Origin of the sequence: Microcoleus sp. SVA1B4 (assembly GCF_036700545.1) — a bacterium.
GTDB lineage: Bacteria > Cyanobacteriota > Cyanobacteriia > Cyanobacteriales > Microcoleaceae > Microcoleus.
On sequence record NZ_JAUBPB010000045.1, the window covers coordinates 1 to 18,223 of the forward strand.

General features: G+C 44.3%; 19 protein-coding genes and 1 pseudogene. 9 read left to right on the forward strand and 11 right to left on the reverse strand.

Features of this window, described 5'->3' with window-relative positions:
- Both QT987_RS19505 and QT987_RS19510 read left to right on the forward strand, forming a co-directional pair.
- Nucleotides 1-2,091, forward strand: a 2,091-nt coding sequence (locus QT987_RS19505) for a GAF domain-containing sensor histidine kinase (protein WP_333243114.1), incomplete at its 5' end; no start/stop codon positions are given.
- A 175-nt stretch (nucleotides 2,092-2,266) separates the two neighbouring features.
- Complete coding sequence (locus QT987_RS19510; protein WP_333243117.1) at nucleotides 2,267-3,802, forward strand: ATP-binding protein; 1,536 nt, start codon at nucleotides 2,267-2,269, stop codon at nucleotides 3,800-3,802.
- A gap of 165 nt (nucleotides 3,803-3,967) precedes the next feature.
- Here the strand turns inward: QT987_RS19510 and QT987_RS29995 are convergent, their stop codons facing one another.
- Nucleotides 3,968-4,072, reverse strand: coding sequence for a transposase (locus QT987_RS29995; protein ID WP_445299645.1), 105 nt, complete (start codon nucleotides 4,070-4,072; stop codon nucleotides 3,968-3,970).
- Nucleotides 4,073-4,177: 105 nt separating this feature from the next.
- Here QT987_RS29995 and QT987_RS19515 point away from each other — a divergent pair.
- Nucleotides 4,178-4,412 (forward strand): annotated as a pseudogene (locus QT987_RS19515) (hypothetical protein); the annotation flags it as partial.
- Between the two features lie 14 nt (nucleotides 4,413-4,426).
- Here the strand turns inward: QT987_RS19515 and QT987_RS19520 are convergent.
- Both QT987_RS19520 and QT987_RS19525 read right to left on the reverse strand, forming a co-directional pair.
- Nucleotides 4,427-5,119, reverse strand: a complete 693-nt coding sequence (locus tag QT987_RS19520) for a hypothetical protein (protein WP_333243120.1) — start codon at nucleotides 5,117-5,119, stop codon at nucleotides 4,427-4,429.
- Nucleotides 5,120-5,147: 28 nt separating this feature from the next.
- The gene (locus QT987_RS19525) at nucleotides 5,148-6,530 is read right to left on the reverse strand and encodes a sensor histidine kinase (RefSeq protein ID WP_333243123.1); all 1,383 of its coding nucleotides are present in this window, start codon (nucleotides 6,528-6,530) and stop codon (nucleotides 5,148-5,150) included.
- Nucleotides 6,531-6,651: 121 nt separating this feature from the next.
- Between QT987_RS19525 and QT987_RS19530 the strand changes: the two genes are divergently transcribed.
- Entirely contained in the window at nucleotides 6,652-6,819 is a 168-nt protein-coding gene (locus QT987_RS19530) for a hypothetical protein (protein WP_333243126.1), read from the forward strand.
- A gap of 106 nt (nucleotides 6,820-6,925) precedes the next feature.
- Nucleotides 6,926-7,249, forward strand: a complete 324-nt coding sequence (locus QT987_RS19535) for a DUF3155 domain-containing protein (protein ID WP_333066452.1) — start codon at nucleotides 6,926-6,928, stop codon at nucleotides 7,247-7,249.
- Nucleotides 7,250-7,629: 380 nt separating this feature from the next.
- Here QT987_RS19535 and QT987_RS19540 read toward each other — a convergent pair whose 3' ends face one another.
- The 4 genes from QT987_RS19540 to QT987_RS19555 all read right to left on the reverse strand — a co-directional run bounded on the left by QT987_RS19540 (nucleotide 7,630) and on the right by QT987_RS19555 (nucleotide 9,423).
- Nucleotides 7,630-8,163: a cofactor assembly of complex C subunit B gene (locus QT987_RS19540; RefSeq protein WP_333243129.1), complete on the reverse strand. Its 534-nt coding sequence runs from the start codon at nucleotides 8,161-8,163 to the stop codon at nucleotides 7,630-7,632.
- A gap of 319 nt (nucleotides 8,164-8,482) precedes the next feature.
- Nucleotides 8,483-8,875: a PadR family transcriptional regulator gene (locus QT987_RS19545; RefSeq protein ID WP_333243132.1), complete on the reverse strand. Its 393-nt coding sequence runs from the start codon at nucleotides 8,873-8,875 to the stop codon at nucleotides 8,483-8,485.
- 83 nt (nucleotides 8,876-8,958) lie between these two features.
- Entirely contained in the window at nucleotides 8,959-9,129 is a 171-nt protein-coding gene (locus tag QT987_RS19550; protein WP_333243135.1) for a hypothetical protein, read from the reverse strand.
- 90 nt (nucleotides 9,130-9,219) lie between these two features.
- Entirely contained in the window at nucleotides 9,220-9,423 is a 204-nt protein-coding gene (locus tag QT987_RS19555; RefSeq protein WP_190657763.1) for a DUF751 family protein, read from the reverse strand.
- A 274-nt stretch (nucleotides 9,424-9,697) separates the two neighbouring features.
- Between QT987_RS19555 and QT987_RS19560 the strand changes: the two genes are divergently transcribed.
- Nucleotides 9,698-10,573 carry a DNA adenine methylase gene (locus tag QT987_RS19560; protein ID WP_333058440.1) on the forward strand — a complete coding sequence of 292 codons (876 nt, stop codon included), beginning with the start codon at nucleotides 9,698-9,700 and terminating at the stop codon, nucleotides 10,571-10,573.
- A 226-nt stretch (nucleotides 10,574-10,799) separates the two neighbouring features.
- On the opposite strand, the gene QT987_RS19565 is transcribed toward QT987_RS19560, so the two are convergent.
- On the reverse strand, nucleotides 10,800-11,282 hold the full coding sequence (locus QT987_RS19565) for a PD-(D/E)XK nuclease superfamily protein (RefSeq protein ID WP_333243138.1): 483 nt from the start codon (nucleotides 11,280-11,282) through the stop codon (nucleotides 10,800-10,802).
- Nucleotides 11,283-11,309: 27 nt separating this feature from the next.
- On the reverse strand, nucleotides 11,310-12,245 hold the full coding sequence (locus QT987_RS19570) for a metallophosphoesterase (RefSeq protein ID WP_333243141.1): 936 nt from the start codon (nucleotides 12,243-12,245) through the stop codon (nucleotides 11,310-11,312).
- A gap of 103 nt (nucleotides 12,246-12,348) precedes the next feature.
- Here QT987_RS19570 and QT987_RS19575 point away from each other — a divergent pair, with 103 nt between their 5' ends.
- Together QT987_RS19575 and QT987_RS19580 are read left to right on the forward strand one after the other, a co-directional pair.
- Nucleotides 12,349-13,380, forward strand: a complete 1,032-nt coding sequence (locus tag QT987_RS19575; protein ID WP_333243144.1) for a hypothetical protein — start codon at nucleotides 12,349-12,351, stop codon at nucleotides 13,378-13,380.
- Nucleotides 13,381-13,561: 181 nt separating this feature from the next.
- Nucleotides 13,562-14,365 (forward strand): Uma2 family endonuclease, encoded by an 804-nt coding sequence (locus QT987_RS19580; RefSeq protein WP_333243147.1) that lies wholly within the window; start codon nucleotides 13,562-13,564, stop codon nucleotides 14,363-14,365.
- Between the two features lie 96 nt (nucleotides 14,366-14,461).
- On the opposite strand, the gene mrdA is transcribed toward QT987_RS19580, so the two are convergent.
- Nucleotides 14,462-16,276, reverse strand: a complete 1,815-nt coding sequence (gene mrdA / locus QT987_RS19585; protein WP_333243150.1) for a penicillin-binding protein 2 — start codon at nucleotides 16,274-16,276, stop codon at nucleotides 14,462-14,464.
- A gap of 224 nt (nucleotides 16,277-16,500) precedes the next feature.
- On the opposite strand from mrdA, the gene QT987_RS19590 reads away from it, so the two are divergent.
- On the forward strand, nucleotides 16,501-16,860 hold the full coding sequence (locus QT987_RS19590; RefSeq protein WP_333052282.1) for a phage holin family protein: 360 nt from the start codon (nucleotides 16,501-16,503) through the stop codon (nucleotides 16,858-16,860).
- A gap of 505 nt (nucleotides 16,861-17,365) precedes the next feature.
- Here QT987_RS19590 and QT987_RS19595 read toward each other — a convergent pair.
- Complete coding sequence (locus QT987_RS19595; RefSeq protein WP_333243153.1) at nucleotides 17,366-18,061, reverse strand: N-acetylmannosamine-6-phosphate 2-epimerase; 696 nt, start codon at nucleotides 18,059-18,061, stop codon at nucleotides 17,366-17,368.
- Nucleotides 18,062-18,223 lie beyond the last annotated feature (162 nt).

Genomic DNA, 18,223 nt, shown 5'->3' on the forward strand with positions numbered 1-18,223 from the left:
ATAGCAATTTTAAATTTGATGGGAGAAGAGGATGAAGTTAGCGAAGAACAGCATTTAGAAAATTTTCATAGCCGTAAAAGCATGGCAGCGCTGTGTGAGTTTTATGTTTTAAAGGCGCAGACTTTCTATCTTTACGAACAGTATAGTGAGGCGCTAGAAGCATCGGATCGCGCGGCAGAGCTGATTGATTATTTGATGGGTCATATTTCTAGTGCTCACCATTATTTTTACCGTTGTCTGATTTTAACGGCTCTGTATTCAGAGGTTTCTGAATTGGAGCGACAAGATTACTGGCTGCAATTAGAAGCTAATCAGAAACAAATCAAAGTTTGGGCGGATAATTGCTCGGAAAGTTTTGCACATAAGTTCTGGCTGGTGGCGGCAGAAATGGCGAGGATTTCAGGTTTTGATTTGTCGGCGATGGATTTGTACGATCGCGCGATTGCTCTGGCTAGAGAGCATGATTTTATTCAGAATGAAGCGCTGGCGGCGGAATTGGCTGCTAAGTTCTGGTTGGGGAAGGAGAAAGAAGAATTTGCCCACATCTACCTGACTAAAGCCCACTATGGCTATCAATACTGGGGGGCTAAACGTAAAGTTGAGAGTTTGGAGGAAAAATATCCCCAATTAATAGTGAGAACTTCAGGGAAGACAACTACTCAAACAAAAAACCGAACAACGACGGCGACTACTAGCAGCAATTTGGGTGAGACGCTAGATTTAACTACGGTGATGAAAGCTTCTTTCGCGATTTCGGGTGAAATTGTTTTGAGTAGGTTGCTGGAAAGATTGATGAAAATTGCGATCGAGAATGCGGGGGCGCAAAAAGGTTTTTTGATTTTAGAAAAAGGGGGAAACTGGGCGATTGAGGCGGAAGGTTCGGTGCAGGAGGATGAAGTTAGTGTGCTGCAATCGCTTCCTCTCAATCCGATAGCAGCTTCTGGGGGTTCTCCTTTGCTTGCAAGTGCGATCGCCAATTATGTGATTCGCACTCAGGAAAATGTGGTGTTAAATAATGCGGCTCAAGAGGGACAATTTACCCGCGATCCTTATATTGCAGCTACTCAACCGAAGTCTATTCTTTGCACTCCTCTGCTGCACCAAGGTAAGCTGACTGGCCTTCTTTATTTGGAAAATAATTTGACTGAGGGGGCTTTTACTACTGATCGCCTAGAATTGTTAAAACTTTTATCTGCCCAAATTGCTATTTCCATTGAGAATGCTCAGCTTTACAAAAATTTACAGGAGTTTAATCAAAACTTAGAGCAATTAGTGAGCGATCGGACTCAACAATTATCGAACACCCTAGAGGCTTTAAAAGCCACCCAAACACAGCTAGTCGAATCTGAAAAAATGGCATCTCTGGGAGGATTAGTTGCTGGTGTTGCCCACGAAATTAATACTCCCATCGGAGTTGGTGTCACGGTTGCTTCAGCTTTGGCAGAAAATACCACAGAATTTGCATCTATTTATAAAAGTGGCAAAATGAAGCGATCGGATTTAGAAGAATTTGTCGATATTGCTACCCAAAGCAGTAAGGCACTTCTAATTAACCTAGAGCGGGCAGCAGCCTTGATTCAAAGCTTTAAGCAAGTAGCAGTCGATCGCTCTAGCGAAGAACGACGTACTTTCCAGATCAGACCTTATCTTGATGAAATTTTATTACAATTAAAACCAAAGTTGAAAAATAGCCAACATTCGCTTAAAATTAAGGGAGATAGCAAAATTGCTATAGATTCTTATCCAGGAGCCTTGTCCCAAGTTGTGACAAACTTGCTAATCAATTCTCTGATTCATGCCTACGAACCAGGGATTTCTGGGGAACTAATCTTTGCTTGGGAGCAAGAAGGTAATCGGCTCAAATTTGAATACGCCGATGAAGGTAAAGGTATTCCCCCAGAAAACTTAAGTAAAATTTTTGAGCCATTTTTTACCACTAAGCGTGGTCAAGGTGGCAGTGGGTTAGGGTTACATATTGTCTACAATTTAGTCACCCAAAAACTAAAAGGTGAAATTGAATGTCTAAGTGAGGTGGGAAGAGGCACCAAGTTTATTATTAAATTACCGATGCAAATTGATTCACCAATGTAGAGTTCTAATTCCGATTTCCTGGCCAAGATAACTAAGTAAGTCCACCTAATTAGAAGTAAAATAAGGATGACTGAAAAGGTTGCTGTGTAAATCTTCTCCCTTCTGCCTTTTGCTTAGCTTAACAGGTTTTCTAACTTCAAACCTACACATTAGTAAAAAATAAAGGTGTACAGCAATGAAAAGTGATTTTGACGATTTCTTAACTCAACCATCTCCAGAAACAGTATACTTTGCCGAAGTAATCGACTCGGATGACGAGATATTGTTTGCAGATGAAACCACAGAAGAAAAACTGAGTGAAAGCTGGAAAATTTTAGTTGTAGATGATGAGGCTCAAGTTCACACCGCTACCGAAATTTCACTCAGGAAGTTTGTCTTTGAGAATAAATCTTTAACCTTCATTAATGCTTACTCCGCTCGTGAAGCTAGACAGCTAATCCAAGAAAATCCTGATGTTGCCATCATCTTACTAGATGTAATTATGGAAACAGATGATGCTGGCTTAAACTTTGTTAAATATGTCCGAGAAGTTTTAGGCAATCAGTTAGTGCGAATTATTTTACGCACGGGTCAACCCGGACAAGTACCGGAAAAAAGCATTATTATCAATTACGATATTAATGACTATAAAACTAAAACTGAATTAACGACATCAAAGCTATACACTACGATCCTAACAGCTTTGAGAAGTTTTTCTCTGAGTCAGAGTTTGCAGGCTGAAATAGAGCGACGCGAACAAGTAGAGAAAGCACTCCGTCTCAGTGAAGAAAAAGAGCACCAAAAATCTGTTGCTTTAGATCATTTTGTCAAACAACTCCAAGAAACACAACTCCAGCTAGTTCAAAGTGAAAAAATGTCTAGTCTTGGTCAATTAGTTGCAGGTGTCGCTCATGAAATCAACAATCCGGTTAACTTTATTTACGGCAATCTGTCCCACGCCAACGACTATATTAAAGAACTCATTAATATGTTGAATCTTTACCAAAGGTATTACCCACAACCTGAAGCAGAAATTGTCCATGAAATAGAAGATGCAGAGTTGCCATTTATCATAGATGATTTACCAAAATTGCTTTCTTCCATGCAGTTAGGGATCGAACGCATTCGCAATATTGTTCACTCTCTACGCAATTTTTCTCGGTTGGATGAAACTGAAATTAAATCAGTAGATATCCACGAAGGCATTAATAGCACTTTGATGATCTTACAGCACCGACTAAAGGCTAAGTCCGATCGCCCTGCTATCAATGTGATAAAAGACTATGGCGTATTGCCGCTTGTGAACTGTTATGCCGGTCAGCTCAATCAGGTGTTTATGAACCTTTTAGCGAATGCTATAGATGCTTTAGAAGAGCGGCTAAGTAGAGAAGATGGTGCAGTTTTTCACCCCCAGATTTTGATTCGGACTGAAGTTGTACCCGGCAATTCGCCTGACAACATTAGCTCGGCTTCCCACATCCTGGTAACAATTTCTGATAATGGTGTGGGCATGACCGAAACAGTTCGTGCTAAACTTTTCACTCCCTTTTTTACTACTAAGCCCATAGGAAAAGGTACAGGCATGGGATTGTCCATCAGCAGAAAAATTCTGATAGAAAAACACTGCGGTCAATTGGAGTGTATTTCTACGCCAGAGCAGGGAACGCAGTTTATTATTGATCTGCCGACTATCTGTAGATCCACTAAGATCGCCACCGTAGCGGATGCCTAGAAAACTCATCGGGCTGAATTGATCGTATACCGGTTTTCAGTTGCATGAGAATAGGGTAATTGCTAATTCCTCATTAATCGGAATTCTGACAGAATTTTTTACCGCATCAAGTCCCTCCTTTTCTGGGGTGTGGACTTGATGCGGCTTTAGCCACATTCTTCTAACTTAATTGTGTTGGTTTTCAATATATTTTTTAACAATCTCTTCCGAGGCGTTACTAACTGTGTCGTAAAAATACAGTATATTCCATGTATATTTAGTACACTGCATTCCGTAGATAAGCCGAAAAAATGAAACTTTATGCGATCGAGTTTCGTAAAAAAATAGTTAAAGCCTATGAATCCGGTGCTACCTCAGTTAGGGCGCTGCTAAATTGTTGAGCGCGTAAATACAAGATTAACACATCCTGATAGCTCGTTTGACAGGAAAAACTTTTTGTTATTCTAAATCAGGCAACAAGTTGCTCAGACATTCCCTTCGATTATTAATTCACTCTCTAAAATTTGCTGAGCTTCCGATGCCATATCAAAATCAAAGAAATTATTTTGGTTTTACGCGATCGCCGGTGTTGCTTAGTGATACCCTAATTCAGCCAGGCCTTTTTTTGTAATATCATGGAGGAGATCAACGCTTTTCGCTTTGCTGGAAATGCCGCCAAACTTCATGATGACAGACGTACCAAAAATACAGGGCTAAATTCAGAAGAGCTAATAATTTAGTGCCATCTTCTAACATCGCGTGTACTCCTTGATTTCGCAAGTGTAAAGGATCCGCAAACCGCGAGATAGCCAACAATAGGAATGCTGCGACTAATGGCAGGTAAGGAGTGGTTTTGATGTATCGCCAAAACTTAACTCCGTAAAGGAAAACTGCACTACCATAACACAAATAAATTAATTTCTTAGATATTCCCAACCGAGAAATAATCAAAGTCATCCGAAACCTGTCATCTAGGAAAAAGACTCCCAGCAGTAAAGCACTAAAAAATAAGAATATCCCCGATCGACTCCGCGGCTCTTTTTGGCGCAGCACTCCGAAAGTAAATGCACAAATTGCGACTGGGGTGCACCATAGGACTTCGGAAACTCCGGTGAGAATGCCTTCGTAAGGGAACCAGAAATTAAAAGGATCGCTAAACAGGCGTTCAACTCCGTCTCCCTGGTTGTTGAGTTTGGCGTATATGCTCAGCGCGCACAAAATCAGAAGAGTCAGAATGTTAAAAGCAGCTAAAAACCGTACACGAAAAAAGTGTTTTTTGAAAACTTCTAAAGAAGTTGAAAACTTGGGAATTTGATTGAATAAAGGTAGATGCTTCATAAAAAAGGTCTCTAAGCAATAGAGTTCGTTAATTATTCACCGGCAGCCAAACCACAAATGTAGTGCCGCGATCGGTTGGATATAAATGAGTTTCCGCCGATGGCAGCCATTCAGGATTGACTGGGGAAAATACTTCTATTTCTCCTTGCATTTGGCGGACTAAATCGCGGGCGATCGCCAAACCCAATCCTGTACCCGGAATTTCTGTCTGCGCTTTTTCTCCCCGGTAGTGCCGCTCAAATAAATGCTCTAAATCCTGGGGAGGAATGCCGGAACCTGTGTCGCTGACGGCAACTGCTATGGCAGGCAATTGGCTGTATCCTGCCCGATCGCCATCCGCTGCTTTGTACCTGACTTTAATATAAATTTGGCGGCCGGCAGGGGTATATTTCAAAGCATTGTCAATTAAATTGCTCAAAACTTCGCGCAAAGCTCGATCGTTCGCTGAGACTGGTGGCAAATCCGCCTCCAAGTCGCCTACCAATTTCAGATTCCTTTCAGAGGCGATCGCCTCGGCGGAAATTAACAGCGGTTTTAAGACTTCTGTAACAAAACAGGATTCCTGCAAATTGGCTGCAGGTGACAGCGACAGAGGAGAATGCCGGATTAATTCCACATTGGATGTTGTTGTTTCGGAAGTGTCCGATCGCAGTTTTAGATGTGCTTCGCCGGTGTCAACGGTTCGATCGAACTGGCCGAGCAACTCTTGCAGCCGATCGCTCTCTCGGACAATACTAAAAGCCACATTGCGGTTTTTGTCTTCGGGTACCAGCCGCCGCGCTAACAGCTTGCCAAAAGTTCGCAACGCTGTCAGCGGACTTTTGAACTGGTGCAGCAAATTGTGCATCGTGTCGTAAACCTGAGCCTGGATTTGCCGGGCCGAACCCAATTCCTGCTGCATCCACTGCGACCGCTGGTCTAAAATGCAGGCTAGGGCTAAGGTGCGAGCAATTTGTTGTATCTGAGCCTCCTCTCGCTCGTTCCAAGGCCTGTCTTGCCTACCGCTGACTAGGAGTCCCATTACAGCTCCCTCGTGTATCAGAGGCGTCACAATTTGCATCCGCTGCTGCCACAAATTCTCCGGGCCTTGGCACTGATGGGAAGTGCGCTCCTTACCCGGAAGTCGATCGGGTGCGATCGCCCCTACCGTTGATTCTTCCACCTCAACAGGCGGCGCCAGCAGTCGCGGTACCGGTTTCACTGTCGAGCTTTCGGAAGATTGCAACCTCAACCCCTGATTTTCTTCCAATTCGGCTGAGGTTTCTGGGTAAACTGCGATCGGCACCAACTTTGCTTCGCTGCCTTCTACCAACTCTTGTGTCAGGTATACCGCGCTGAATTTCGCTCCCAAACTAACGGCGATGGCCACCTGCGAACGGCAAAGTTTGACAAATTCTGAACTCGCTGGCATTAACATGAGCGCCACATTAAGATATCTAACGGAATTCTAAGTAAATTACAAATGATCGGCTGCCGATTACTGATGAGAGACTTCTAGATTTCAGATTTATTCCCTTTGATAGAAGGCAGCTATGTTGAAGGCATGGGGCTTTCATGAACCCAAATTGCCCCGCATCCCCGTCCGCGCAGCTTCCACCGATCCCCAAGCTTTGATATTGCCCGAACTTGCGGCCAACCATATCACAACCGCTACACTTTTGTCGATCGGCACGAATGTTAAGATTATGTCGATATATTAAAAACAGTTGAAATTTTGAGCTAGAACGGATATACTGGCCTCGGATTTGGTAGCTATCATTACAACCTGTCTGCTCATACTGTCTGCTCACAGAGGAGGTAAAGAAATTGGCCAGGAGACGCAAACGCAAGAGTCGCCGCCGACAAGAAGGACGCAGAATTTTAGAGTGTGTGCCTCAATATAGCATCGAGAGCGGCGAAGATAAACCCGTAACAGCGGCTCGCAAGTTCATCCATGCAGAAGGCATTGCTCCCCCAGCATTGCTGTTAGTCAAGCGTAACGAGCATACCACTGACAGATACTTCTGGGCTGAAAAAGGTTTATTTGGAGCCCAATATGTAGAAGAGAACCATTTCTTGTTTCCCAGCTTAAAGGTGATGTTGGAAGCTACCACAGAAAAAATTCCTGTGGTGTCAGCTGCCCGCGCATAGCTCAAAATGTTTAGCTCAAAACATTGACAGCAATGTTTTTCTAAGTTTTTTAACAAAAGCGCGAGAGTTCTCATTGTCTGGAGAGTGCCAACTGAAATTTCTGCGAAAAGTCCTTAGAAATTAGGGTATAAGGAGCCATCGCAACAGGCGTGATCGCAGCCCAAGGGCGATCGCCACAATTGGCACTTTCACGATAATGGTTTTTTTTGATTGACTGTTTGGTCGATCGAATTTGTCGATCGAATTTGTCTATCGAACAAGTGGATAAAAAAAACAGCCACGGGTTGATCAACGAGAGAGCTGCTCCTTAGTCATCGGTTTGTCTGCTCGCAGTCTAACTACGGCATCTAGCATATCAAAAAACGTTCCGCGTCAAACTTTTAATCGATCGGTTTCAAATCTAAAGCTTTTTGCATGGCTGCTAGTTCATCGCGGTGAGCTCGGACAGTAACAAAGCTCTTGGTTTGGCTTCCCGACTCAGCAACTGATTCGAGTTTGAGCGAGACTTGCTCAGAGCGTCCAGCTTTTTTCCAGTAAAATACCCCCGCCAGCGGGGACAGCAGTACCAAAGCTAGGAAAATTTGGCCCTGCTGGGGAACTAGCATTCCCAAAACCAGTCCCAAGCACAGAGTGCCGCCTGCACTCAGCAGAGTTAGAAAAATAGCTAGAAACCAACTCGGCCGCACAAAACCCTCAAACGTGACTTTATAGTTGGGGGCATCGACTGCTGCAACTCGGTAAGCTCTATCGGCAAAATACTGTTGTAAGTCGGTTAACAGTGACTCTTGGGCGCTCTCGGAAGCCAGCTTGACTTGTTCGATTCGATCTTTGACTGAAGCCTTGATGAAGAAAAACAAGCCAACAGCCAGCAGCAGCGTGATTACAAACGTTGAAGAAAGAACAGTAGTATCCATCGGTAGAAGTTTGTGTAATTGAAATTATCTACTATTACTTTACAGAACTTAACATACTAAAGCGATCGAGGACTTACGCAGACACTTTGTTATCAAAATTCGCAGAAAGCTTCTTCTGCAAGGCGTTTTGCTCTCCATCACCCAATTCCCATATCTCCCCATCATCCCTAATTCTCAAGTGACAATGCGTAAGTCCTGACGTAGTGTAGCTGCTTTAATCGCTGTGTGGCGATCGAGCAAAGCGAAGGCTTCGGACAGGCAAATCGCTTTGCAAGTAGCGCCAGCATCTCCAGGGTTGAGGCATCCGATTCAAACTCGGCTAACCTGTGTGACCAGTTTCTAAGGCGCGGGAACGACGCTCTGAAACGCCGTTTCCCTGACCAATGTAATCGTGCCAGAGACGAGCGAGGTCTTGAGCTTGGTGCCGCCACTCAGGGAGGATTTGATACATCCGGCGGGGGCGGCCTCGTCCTTCTACTTTTTTCCAGTAACCGGTGATTACGGCTTCATCTTCAAGGAATTTCAGAGCGCTGTAGAGAACGGTATCAGAAAGTCGGTAGATGGGGAATTCCCTCTCTAGTTGGCCAATCAGTTCTGTACCGTAGGAATCTCCGCGCAATAACACGGAGAGAATGTAACACACAGCTAATTCCTTGTTTAGATAAACAGGAGGGGGGTCTTGAAAAAATTGATAGATATGTTCAAACTTCATCTGTCTTGTCCGCTGGAAACTCTCGTGATACCGTCAGGTTAACGGGAGAGGAAAGCGGGGCGGGGTGTGCCGCTTCCTAATGATTAAGTGGGACACCGGGGAAACAGAGGTGCAGTATTTCCCCAGTGAATGTTGATAGCCCCAAACGCTTGTCCTGCACTTCGGTAATGTTTGCCTGCGCCTTGGTTGAGCAGCGCTGACGTAACGCTGCTGACTAACTTCCTCTTCCAATCTATCGCAGCGACTATTGTCAAGTGTGCGATCGCCTGCAAGAGTTCGCAGTTACTTTGGGAGTTAGTGTTTTAACTGAATTTGCCGTTGATGTTTGCGTTCAAGCGCAGGCTTTAAACCGAACTCAGGCCTAACATAGCCCGCAGTGTAAAAGTTAGAAAGACAAAAGTCGCTACAATCGAACTAATCAGGGCGATCGCAGTTGCCGGTCGATCGAGCAGGGGTTTGAGTCGCTCGAACAGGAAAAAGAAAATTCCCAGGCATATCGTAATGAAAAAGCGCGGGTAGCGAGAGACGTTATTAATAAAATCTTGCATGGGCTTGGTGGGGTAAAGTGTCACAGCACAATCTTTGACTGGTAACACTTGTGAGCGAGTTAGACAATTTTGGCACAGCCGGAGCTAAATCTGCCGATCGGGCGATCGGGCATTTTTGCCGGCGAGGCTGACATATATAATTCTAACGAAAACTTTTCGCCGATGGCTCCAGCACTCTCTGTTTAATGCCACGCCACCTCCGGTAACAACTTCAGAAGTATGTCTATTGAGTTCTAGTTGTGATAAATATTATAGGGCCGTTATTTCTAGATAAATGTCTGCTGCCGCACCTTCTTTCGTCTTGCCACGTCCCTTTCTGAAATGGGCAGGAGGCAAAACTCGGTTGATTGGACAATATCAACCTTATTTTCCTGAAAAGTTCACAACTTACTACGAGCCTTTTTTGGGTGGCGGAGCTGTATTTTTTTACTTAGCACAGCAGCACCCTGGTTTGCAAGCTGTTTTAACAGATATTAATCCTGAGTTGATTAATGCTTATCGCTGTGTCAGGGATAAAGTTGAGGAGCTGATTCTCCTTTTAGAGGAGCATCAGTCAGAACACAGCAAGAACAATAAAGATTATTATTACTCGGTGCGATCGCGCTCCTACAAAACAGATACAGAAAAAGCAGCACGCCTGATTTACCTAAATAAAACTTGTTACAACGGCCTCTACAGAGAAAACTCAAAAGGTGAATTTAATGTTCCCATAGGTCGATACAAAAATCCTAACATTTGTCAAGCAGATTTACTGCGATCGGTCTCATCTTTACTCGCGCCCGCTCAAATTGAAGTCAGAAAATTCGATGAAATTTTGGATTTTGCTACCAGCAGCGAAGACTTTGTTTATTTTGACCCGCCTTATTATCCAATCAGTGCCACCAGTAACTTCACGACTTACAGCCGGGATAATTTTAAAGAATCGGAACAGCTTAAACTGAGAGATATTTTTGCAGAACTTGCAGAACGAGGCGTGAAAGTTATGCTGTCTAATTCTAACTGCGATTTTATCGAAAAAATCTACCGCGATACTCAAATTTTCCCCAATCAATCTCTGCCAAAACTCATTGAAATATCAGCATCTAGGGGCATTAATTCTAATAGTTTTAAGCGCGGCAAAATCAAAGAAGTATTAATACGTTTATTTTAAATCTTCCTTAAGGAAAGTCTCTAATTAAGGAATGAGAATTAAATAACTTAGAATGCGTGATGGTTCTTGTGGGATGGGCGTCCCGCCCGTCCAGAAAGGATGGGCTATAAGCCCAACCCCTACTTCCCACTTTCAAGAGTGTAAATTATTTAATTCGCACTCCTAAGCATATTTTGTAGGAGCAATACGTAGTTTCCCCACACGAGGCAAAGTTCCATAATTCCTGTTACAGATATTTGTTAGCCCAGGTAATAAAACCTTCGAGCTTGTGAACTGCCAACAGATTGTCATTGTCAGGAATTTGTTTTTTAAACCAGTCGATCGAACCTTGTCTCATACCATCACCACCCACTATAACAATAGTAGGAACCCCATAACAATTTTTAATATTTAAATTGAGGTAAGGATACTTTTCATCTACTGAACCTTTGTCTTCTTGCCATTTGCACTCAACAATTAGACCCAGAGGAAACAAAGCGGAATTAACAATATAAAAATCGACATTTATTTCAGTTTCATAAATGCTAGCTCCGATATAAACCTGTTTAGCATATCGCTTGGAATTTTCAGTAGAGCTTAAGAGCCAATCTCGCTTGCGCTTTTTCGGCAACTGGGGACATATCTCGATATATCCGTGGCCTCTCAACGTACCTTCTACAGTTGTTTCTAAAACAAAACCCGTTTTATTGGCTCTCAAACCCCTATTCATTTTGTTGCCTCCTGAATATAATCTAAATTAAGCCGATCGCACTTGAATCACCCCTCGGTCAAAAACCCGTTTGTCAGTACCGATAGAACTGACAAACATCCGGTCTTCATAGACATCAAACGTCGCAAAACTCAGGCGGCTAGCAGAATACTCCGTCCACTCAGAACGCCCCACCGGACGAGTGCCCCCGCCGGCACCGCAAATTAAATAAGTCGTACCGTTAATCGAGCGAGTACGTTCGTAACTGTGATCGTGTCCGTTGATATAAAGCTGCACGCCGTACTTTTGAAACAAAGGCGTCAAAGTCTTAATAAAAGGTTGATTCACTCCATACACCCCAGAGGAATAAATCTGGTGGTGGCCAAACACAACTTTCCAAGGTGCGGTGCTCTGACTCAACTCTTTTTCTAGCCAAACAAGCTGATTTTTCCAATCCGCATTGTGATTCGTATCTAAAGCAAAAAACTGTACGGGATCGCGGCGAAAAGTATAGTAGCGACCTTGCATATTAAAACCCGCATATTTAACTTGCGGATCGCCGTTAGCAGTGCGGATATCGTGATTTCCCAGACAAGCATAAAATTTTACACCTTGCTGTAATAATGGCTGATAAGGTCGCTCGAAAACAGCATTAATTTTTTCAATTTCGCCGTTATTGTAGATATTGTCGCCGGCGAGAACAGCAACATTAAAAGGGTTTTCCCGGTGATATTGGGTCATCGCCTCAGCGACAGCATACTGACCTTCAGCGCCGGTACCGGTGTCGGCTACCGAAATAAAGCGTAAAATAGGCTGTGAGGCCGGTAAAGGGACGATCGCCCTTTCTGCCTCAACGTTAGAAGGGACAGCAGCGTTGGCGTCTCTACCGGAGGAAGTCCGAAGCTGAATCATTTTCGAGACTCCGGCAAAACCTAAGCTGCTGAGACTGCCTAAAATTAGAAAGTGACGACGTTTGATGCTCATTTTGATTCGGTTACAACTAAGTTAAATGATAAATTAAGGTTGAGATGGCTCAATTAAAATTTATCTCGTTTACATATATTTGCAACGCCCCAAGGCAGAGAAAATGTCAGAAGAACAACTAAACCAACCAACTCCAGAACCCTCTCAATCTCCGACACCGGAGGTTGCTTCGGCTGCAAAGTCTGCCCCCACTGGCAGCAAAACTCAAAATGCCAGCAGCGCGGTTCCCAAAAATCAGAGAATCAAAACTTTGATTGCATCGATTGGGAACTTGGGAAAAAAAGGCCAAAAATTACCAGCCGAACCCCCGTTGCAGCAAGAAAAGCCGATCGCGCCCACCGCTTCTGACTCAGCAACAGTAACTCCTGCGGCTGTTGCTGCGGAAGTTAACAGCGTGCCACCAAAAGTTGCTGTAAAAGTTGATAAAAAACCTGTATCCCAACGCACTGAAGGGAGCTTTTTACAGAACGTCGGTATACTTTGGCAAAGTATTGTGCGGCTAGTGCGATCGCTACTGCCACCATCTACGAACCAGAAGCTGTCCGATCCAATTTTAAACGCCGCCATAGCAGCAATTCTGATCGTTGTAGTCGGTTTAACTTTCAACAGTTTCTCAGCAAAACCGCCGGAGAAAGTAGCAAAAGTGCCTTTACCAGCAGCGCAGCAGTCGTCGCCAACATTTGATGATTTTATGGCATCGGGAACGCCGAAATCCCCAGAGGCGATCGTACCATCTGAGCCAATCTCTACTAAATTCAAAAGCAAGTTGCCCGATTTAGTAGCACCGAAAAAACCCCAACCAGTAGAAATTATCCCACCGCCGCCGCTGACGCCCGAACAGTCTCTGATTGCTGCGATTCAAAATCAAGTTACTGACATTAAGAATCGACTGGGCGGCGGTTTAGTTGAGTCTGTTCAAGCTAATTTTTCCAGCAGCATTTTGACAGTAAAAGTCGCTGAAGATTGGTACAAACTCAGCGAAGTTGAGCAAAATCAACTAGCAACGAAGATGTGGAAGGAGGCTAATTCACTCGATTTCAGCAAGTTAGAAATTGCGAATATGGAAGGCAAGTTAATAGCTAGAAGTCCGGTTGTTGGTTCGGAAATGATTATTTTAGACAGAGGGATTAATTAGAATTTAAAGAGTCTGTATCTGTACACCATCTTAACAGCCTTACAGTCCAGGACGCAGCACCTAATTATGTAGGTGTGCAGTGCACACCTTACCGCTGTTGATTTTTTTGAGGATATTGAAACTTTCTCAAACCTGACAGAATGCTACCATTAAATTAATTAACTTTGAGGAAAATTGAAAAATGACAATTTTAACTCAAGTCGAACAACTAGAAATTGAATATCCCAGCAGCGACGGAGAGCCGATGGCTGAAAGCGACATCACGCGCGATTACATGACTTACAGCGTTGAAGCTGTCAAGCTTTACTTTCAAGAACGTTCTGATGTTTACGTGTCAGCCAATTCTTTCATTTATTATGAACAAGGGAACAACCAAGCGGTTGTTGCTCCCGATATTTATGTGGTGTTTGGAGTTGCCAACCGCAAAAGGGATAATTATAAAGTTTGGGAAGAAGGCGGAATTACTCCAGATTTTGTGTTAGAAATTACTTCGGAAACAACTCAGACGAAAGACCAAGAAACCAAACCGGAAATTTATCGAGCTTTGGGAGTTAGGGAATATTTTCAGTACGATCCGTCGGGAGATTACCTAAATCCGATTTTACAGGGAGTACGTCTAATAAACAATCAGTACGAGCCGATTGCTGCCAACAATATCGCTTTCGATACGCTGTGGTTGTTCAGTGAAGTGCTGGGACTGGAATTGCATCTAATTTCAGGAGAATTGAGGTTTAGAGTTCCTGAAACGGGTGAGTTTTTGAAGACTCATAAGGAAGAAAAACTGGGACGACTCGCTGAGCAACAAGCCAGACTAGCAGCGGAGTCAGCCTTTCAACAATCTGAGCAAGCACGACTGGCAGCGGAGTCAACATTACGATCGCTCGTAACTCAACTCTTAAATTCTGGAATGAGTCGGGAACAGGTAGCGCAAATGATGAATTTATCAACCGTGGAAGTGAGACGATTGGTAGGGGAAAACTTTTGATCGATCGCACTTTTCCAATATATCAAGAATAGTGCGATCGAAGTATGGGACAAACTGAGAACAGTCAACAGCCAACAGTCAACTATTAACGAATGACTAGAGAGGCTTATTAGTAGGTTTAAAACCCTGCTTTTGAAAATAGGTTCGGAATACCTCTTGAGCAATTGGTGCCGCCGATACAGAACCAAATCCGCCGCCTTCAACTATAACTGCGATCGCAACTTCCGGTTTGTCAGCGGGAGCAAAACCCACAAACATAGAATTGTCAGGATGACCGGGCATTTCCACCGTCCCAGTCTTACCAGCACTTAAAGGAATAGTACCATCATTCATGCGTTTGCCAGTACCTTTTTTCACCACGTCAATCAATCCCTCGCGAACAACATTCAAAGTGGCAGGCTTAATACCTGTGGGAACTTTTTTGGTAATAGGAGTGTTAGTTTGAGAAGCCAATAAATGCGGCTGAACTCGATAACCGCCATTAGCAACAGTTGACACCATCACAGCCAATTCTAAGGGAGTACAAAGTACCAAACCTTGACCGATCGACATTGTTACCGTATCCCCAACATACCAATCTTCCCCATACATTTTCTGTTTCTCTGCTGGTACCGGAACTTGACCGTGATTGGCGGATTCCAACCCCAAAAGGTCTAAATTAATAGTACCGCCAATGCCCATCGCTTTAGCCGCTTTTGCCATTTGTTCGGGGCCAGCAGCCATACCTACTTGATAGAAAAACGTATTGCTGCTGTAGGCTAAAGCGTCGCGGAAACCGATAACGCCGTAACCGCCGCTGTGTTCGTTAAAAGAAATTCCGCCGATCGTAATTGAAGAAGAAGTGGCCACAGTCGAGTCAGGAGAAAACTTGCCCGACTCCATCCCCGCTATAGCAGTGACAATTTTAAAAGTGCTACCGACTGGATAACCTTGAACGGCTCGATTTAAAAACGGTTTTTCTGGCCCTTGCAGCCGCTCCCATTCTGTTTGAGTCACCTTGCGGGTGAAAATATTGGGGTCAAATGTCGGCCAACTAGCCATTGTTAAAAGAGCTCCGGTTTTTACGTCGATCGCCACAACTGCACCCAGGCGATCGCCCAAAGCTTTTTCTGCAGTTTTCTGCATATCTAAATCTAAAGTTAGCTGCACCGGTTTGCCGGGAATAGGGTCTTTTACACCTAAATCTTGGATTTCCTCGCCCTTAGCATTCACCTCGATTAAACGGTTTCCCCAAACGCCCTCTAAAGTTGAATTGGCTAATTTTTCCACTCCCATTTGACCCACGAGCATCCCCATCGGATATGCAGGATTAGCTTTTAATTGCTCTAAACTAGCTTCGCCGACGTACCCCAAAAGGTGAGCTGCTAATTGCTGGTGGGGATTGTCTCGGCTCGATTCTACGCGAATTTCAACTCCCCGCAAAGTATTAGCTTGTTCTCCCAAAGCGACGAAAGTACCGACATCGATATCTTTACTAATTCGCACTGGTAGCGCTGATTTGTAGCCGGCTCCATCGATTTTTTTGACAATTTCGGCTGCCGGAAGTTTGACGATCGGGCCCAGTGTAGCGGCGATCTCTTGCCACTCTTTGGCCGATCGCTCTTTTGGCCACACATAGACCGATCGAGATACGCGGCTGGCCGCAAAAATTTTGCCGTTGCGGTCTAAAATTTGACCGCGAGTCGCTGGGACTGAAACAGGGCGAATGCGGTTATTTTCCGCCCGTTGTCGGTTGTAGGCTCCCTGTACCAGTTGCAATTCGGCTAGACGAAATATTGGTAGCGCCATCAAGGTAGTGACGAGCAGCATAAAAATCATAACTTGGAGCGATCGGCTGCGTTGCCGTGAAGCATTGTCCAAGCCATTTTTGTCGAATCGGACTTTAGAGTTAAAAGAAAAATCGCCAGCCATATTAATTAATCTGCTCTTTTTATTCAACTAACAGGTTGATACGGGCCCCATCCGGATGATTGGGCCGATGATTACAGGGATTATAACTTCTCACTCTTTAGTAACAGACATAAATTCTGTCGATTGGCAGACGAATCAGCCGGATTGTTTAATTAAGCTATATAAGATGTATGTTAAATATCAGGTTTTTCTGACAATTCAACTGTTAAGGAGGTAGGGGCGCTGTGGAACCGATCGATTTTTTGATTGCTTGGCTGGTGACGGGTAGCAGCTTGCTGCTAATTTCTCAACTGCCGATCGGCGTAGAAATTGACAGCACACCGAAAGCAGTAATTTCCGCTGCGGTTTTGGGAATGTTGAATGTTTTAATTTTGCCAATTCTGAAAGCAGTTTTTTTCGTGCCGAACCTACTGACGCTGGGATTGCTTTCCGGCGCGTTTGCTTTTGTAATGAATGTGATTGTTTTTGCCTCGGCTGCGAAGCTAGTTGAAGGATTTAGTTTGCGGATGGGCCTTTGGAGCGCGGTACTGGGGGCGATCGCCTTGGCTGTAGTTAGCAGCTTTATCAACGGCGCACTGATTTAGCAACTTCCCCTGATAAAGGGCGATAGAAATCGCCCGATATTCCCCACCCTTACCTTGCGCGTTTCGTTTCCTTACAAGCGATTTCAATCGCCGAATATTTATTCTCCCTTCTTCCTTCAATCCGTTACATCCGTTACATCCGTTAAAAAATCCGTTGCCGAACTTCCTTCAATCCGTTACATCCGTTACATCCGTTAAAAAATCCGTTGCCGAACTTCCTTCAATCCGTTACATCTCACATCTTGCACCATTCTCAAGAACGGGCTCTGGGGCCCGTTCCACAAAGAGTATATTTTCTTGTGGAACAGGCCGAAAAGCCTGTTCCTAAAAAGCTAATTGAGAAGGGTGCAAGATATAAGTTACATCCGTTACATCCGTTACATCCGTTACATCCGTTACATCCCTTGCCGAACTTCCTTCAATCCGTTACATCCGTTACATCCGTTAAACAATCCGTTGCCGAACTTCCTTCAATCCGTTACATCCGTTACATCCGTTACATCCGTTAAACAATCCGTTGCCGAACTTCCTTCCCCATCAGCGACTTATAGGCTGTCACCTTAAGATCAATCCCAGTAATATCTGTCCCAACAACAACAGCCGCCGCTCCTAAATCCAAGGCTTTTTTAGCCATTTCCGGCCCCGATATCCCGCCTTCGCAGATAACGGGAACCTTAAGCTTTTCTACCATTTCCGCAACCAAATCAAATCCCGGCGGCGAAAATTTTTCCGTCTGGGAAGTATAGCCAAAAAGAGTAGTTGCTACAGTATCTGCACCAGCTTCGGCTGCCGCGATCGCAGCTTCTATTGTATCTACATCCGCCATCACTAATTTGCCCAATTCACTGTGAATTCGCGCGATTAACGTCTTTAACTCTTCGCCGGGAGGACGGTTTCTCAGAGTAGCATCAACGGCGATAATATCGGCTCCCGAAGTGGCGATCGCCCGCGCGTCTTCAAACCGAGGAGTAATGTAAATCTCGCATCCCGGCAATTGCTGCTTCCAAATCCCAATTATGGGAGCGGATATCTGTTTTCGCACTGCTGCAATGTGAGCCGGAGTGTCAATCCGCACCCCCGATGCACCTCGATTGATAGCGGTTCGAGCCATTGCCGCAATTACGATCGGATCGTGCAGCGGCGAATCAGCAGGTGCTTGACAAGAAACAATTAATCCTGTAGGAATTTGACAATTAATCATGGGGAATTGCGGATGGGGAATTGGTAATTGGGAATTACAAATTATACCAGTTCAAAAAAAGAATGTAACTGTAGACCATATCCCAACCCATATCCAATGAGTCAATCGATTTTAGATTTTAGATTTTAGATTTTAGATTGAGCCCACGGATAAATGCTCTTT

What these genes read in the sequence shown, in the direction of transcription:
- QT987_RS19510 (WP_333243117.1), top strand. Translation starts at nt 2,267, where the DNA reads ATGAAAAGTGATTTTGACGATTTCTTAACTCAACCATCTCCAGAAACA.
- QT987_RS29995 (WP_445299645.1), bottom strand. Translation starts at nt 4,072, where the DNA reads ATGCAGTGTACTAAATATACATGGAATATACTGTATTTTTACGACACA.
- QT987_RS19520 (WP_333243120.1), bottom strand. Translation starts at nt 5,119, where the DNA reads ATGAAGCATCTACCTTTATTCAATCAAATTCCCAAGTTTTCAACTTCT.
- QT987_RS19525 (WP_333243123.1), bottom strand. Translation starts at nt 6,530, where the DNA reads ATGCCAGCGAGTTCAGAATTTGTCAAACTTTGCCGTTCGCAGGTGGCC.
- QT987_RS19530 (WP_333243126.1), top strand. Translation starts at nt 6,652, where the DNA reads ATGTTGAAGGCATGGGGCTTTCATGAACCCAAATTGCCCCGCATCCCC.
- QT987_RS19540 (WP_333243129.1), bottom strand. Translation starts at nt 8,163, where the DNA reads ATGGATACTACTGTTCTTTCTTCAACGTTTGTAATCACGCTGCTGCTG.
- QT987_RS19545 (WP_333243132.1), bottom strand. Translation starts at nt 8,875, where the DNA reads ATGAAGTTTGAACATATCTATCAATTTTTTCAAGACCCCCCTCCTGTT.
- QT987_RS19555 (WP_190657763.1), bottom strand. Translation starts at nt 9,423, where the DNA reads ATGCAAGATTTTATTAATAACGTCTCTCGCTACCCGCGCTTTTTCATT.
- QT987_RS19560 (WP_333058440.1), top strand. Translation starts at nt 9,698, where the DNA reads ATGTCTGCTGCCGCACCTTCTTTCGTCTTGCCACGTCCCTTTCTGAAA.
- QT987_RS19565 (WP_333243138.1), bottom strand. Translation starts at nt 11,282, where the DNA reads ATGAATAGGGGTTTGAGAGCCAATAAAACGGGTTTTGTTTTAGAAACA.
- QT987_RS19570 (WP_333243141.1), bottom strand. Translation starts at nt 12,245, where the DNA reads ATGAGCATCAAACGTCGTCACTTTCTAATTTTAGGCAGTCTCAGCAGC.
- QT987_RS19575 (WP_333243144.1), top strand. Translation starts at nt 12,349, where the DNA reads ATGTCAGAAGAACAACTAAACCAACCAACTCCAGAACCCTCTCAATCT.
- QT987_RS19580 (WP_333243147.1), top strand. Translation starts at nt 13,562, where the DNA reads ATGACAATTTTAACTCAAGTCGAACAACTAGAAATTGAATATCCCAGC.
- mrdA (WP_333243150.1), bottom strand. Translation starts at nt 16,276, where the DNA reads ATGGCTGGCGATTTTTCTTTTAACTCTAAAGTCCGATTCGACAAAAAT.
- QT987_RS19595 (WP_333243153.1), bottom strand. Translation starts at nt 18,061, where the DNA reads ATGATTAATTGTCAAATTCCTACAGGATTAATTGTTTCTTGTCAAGCA.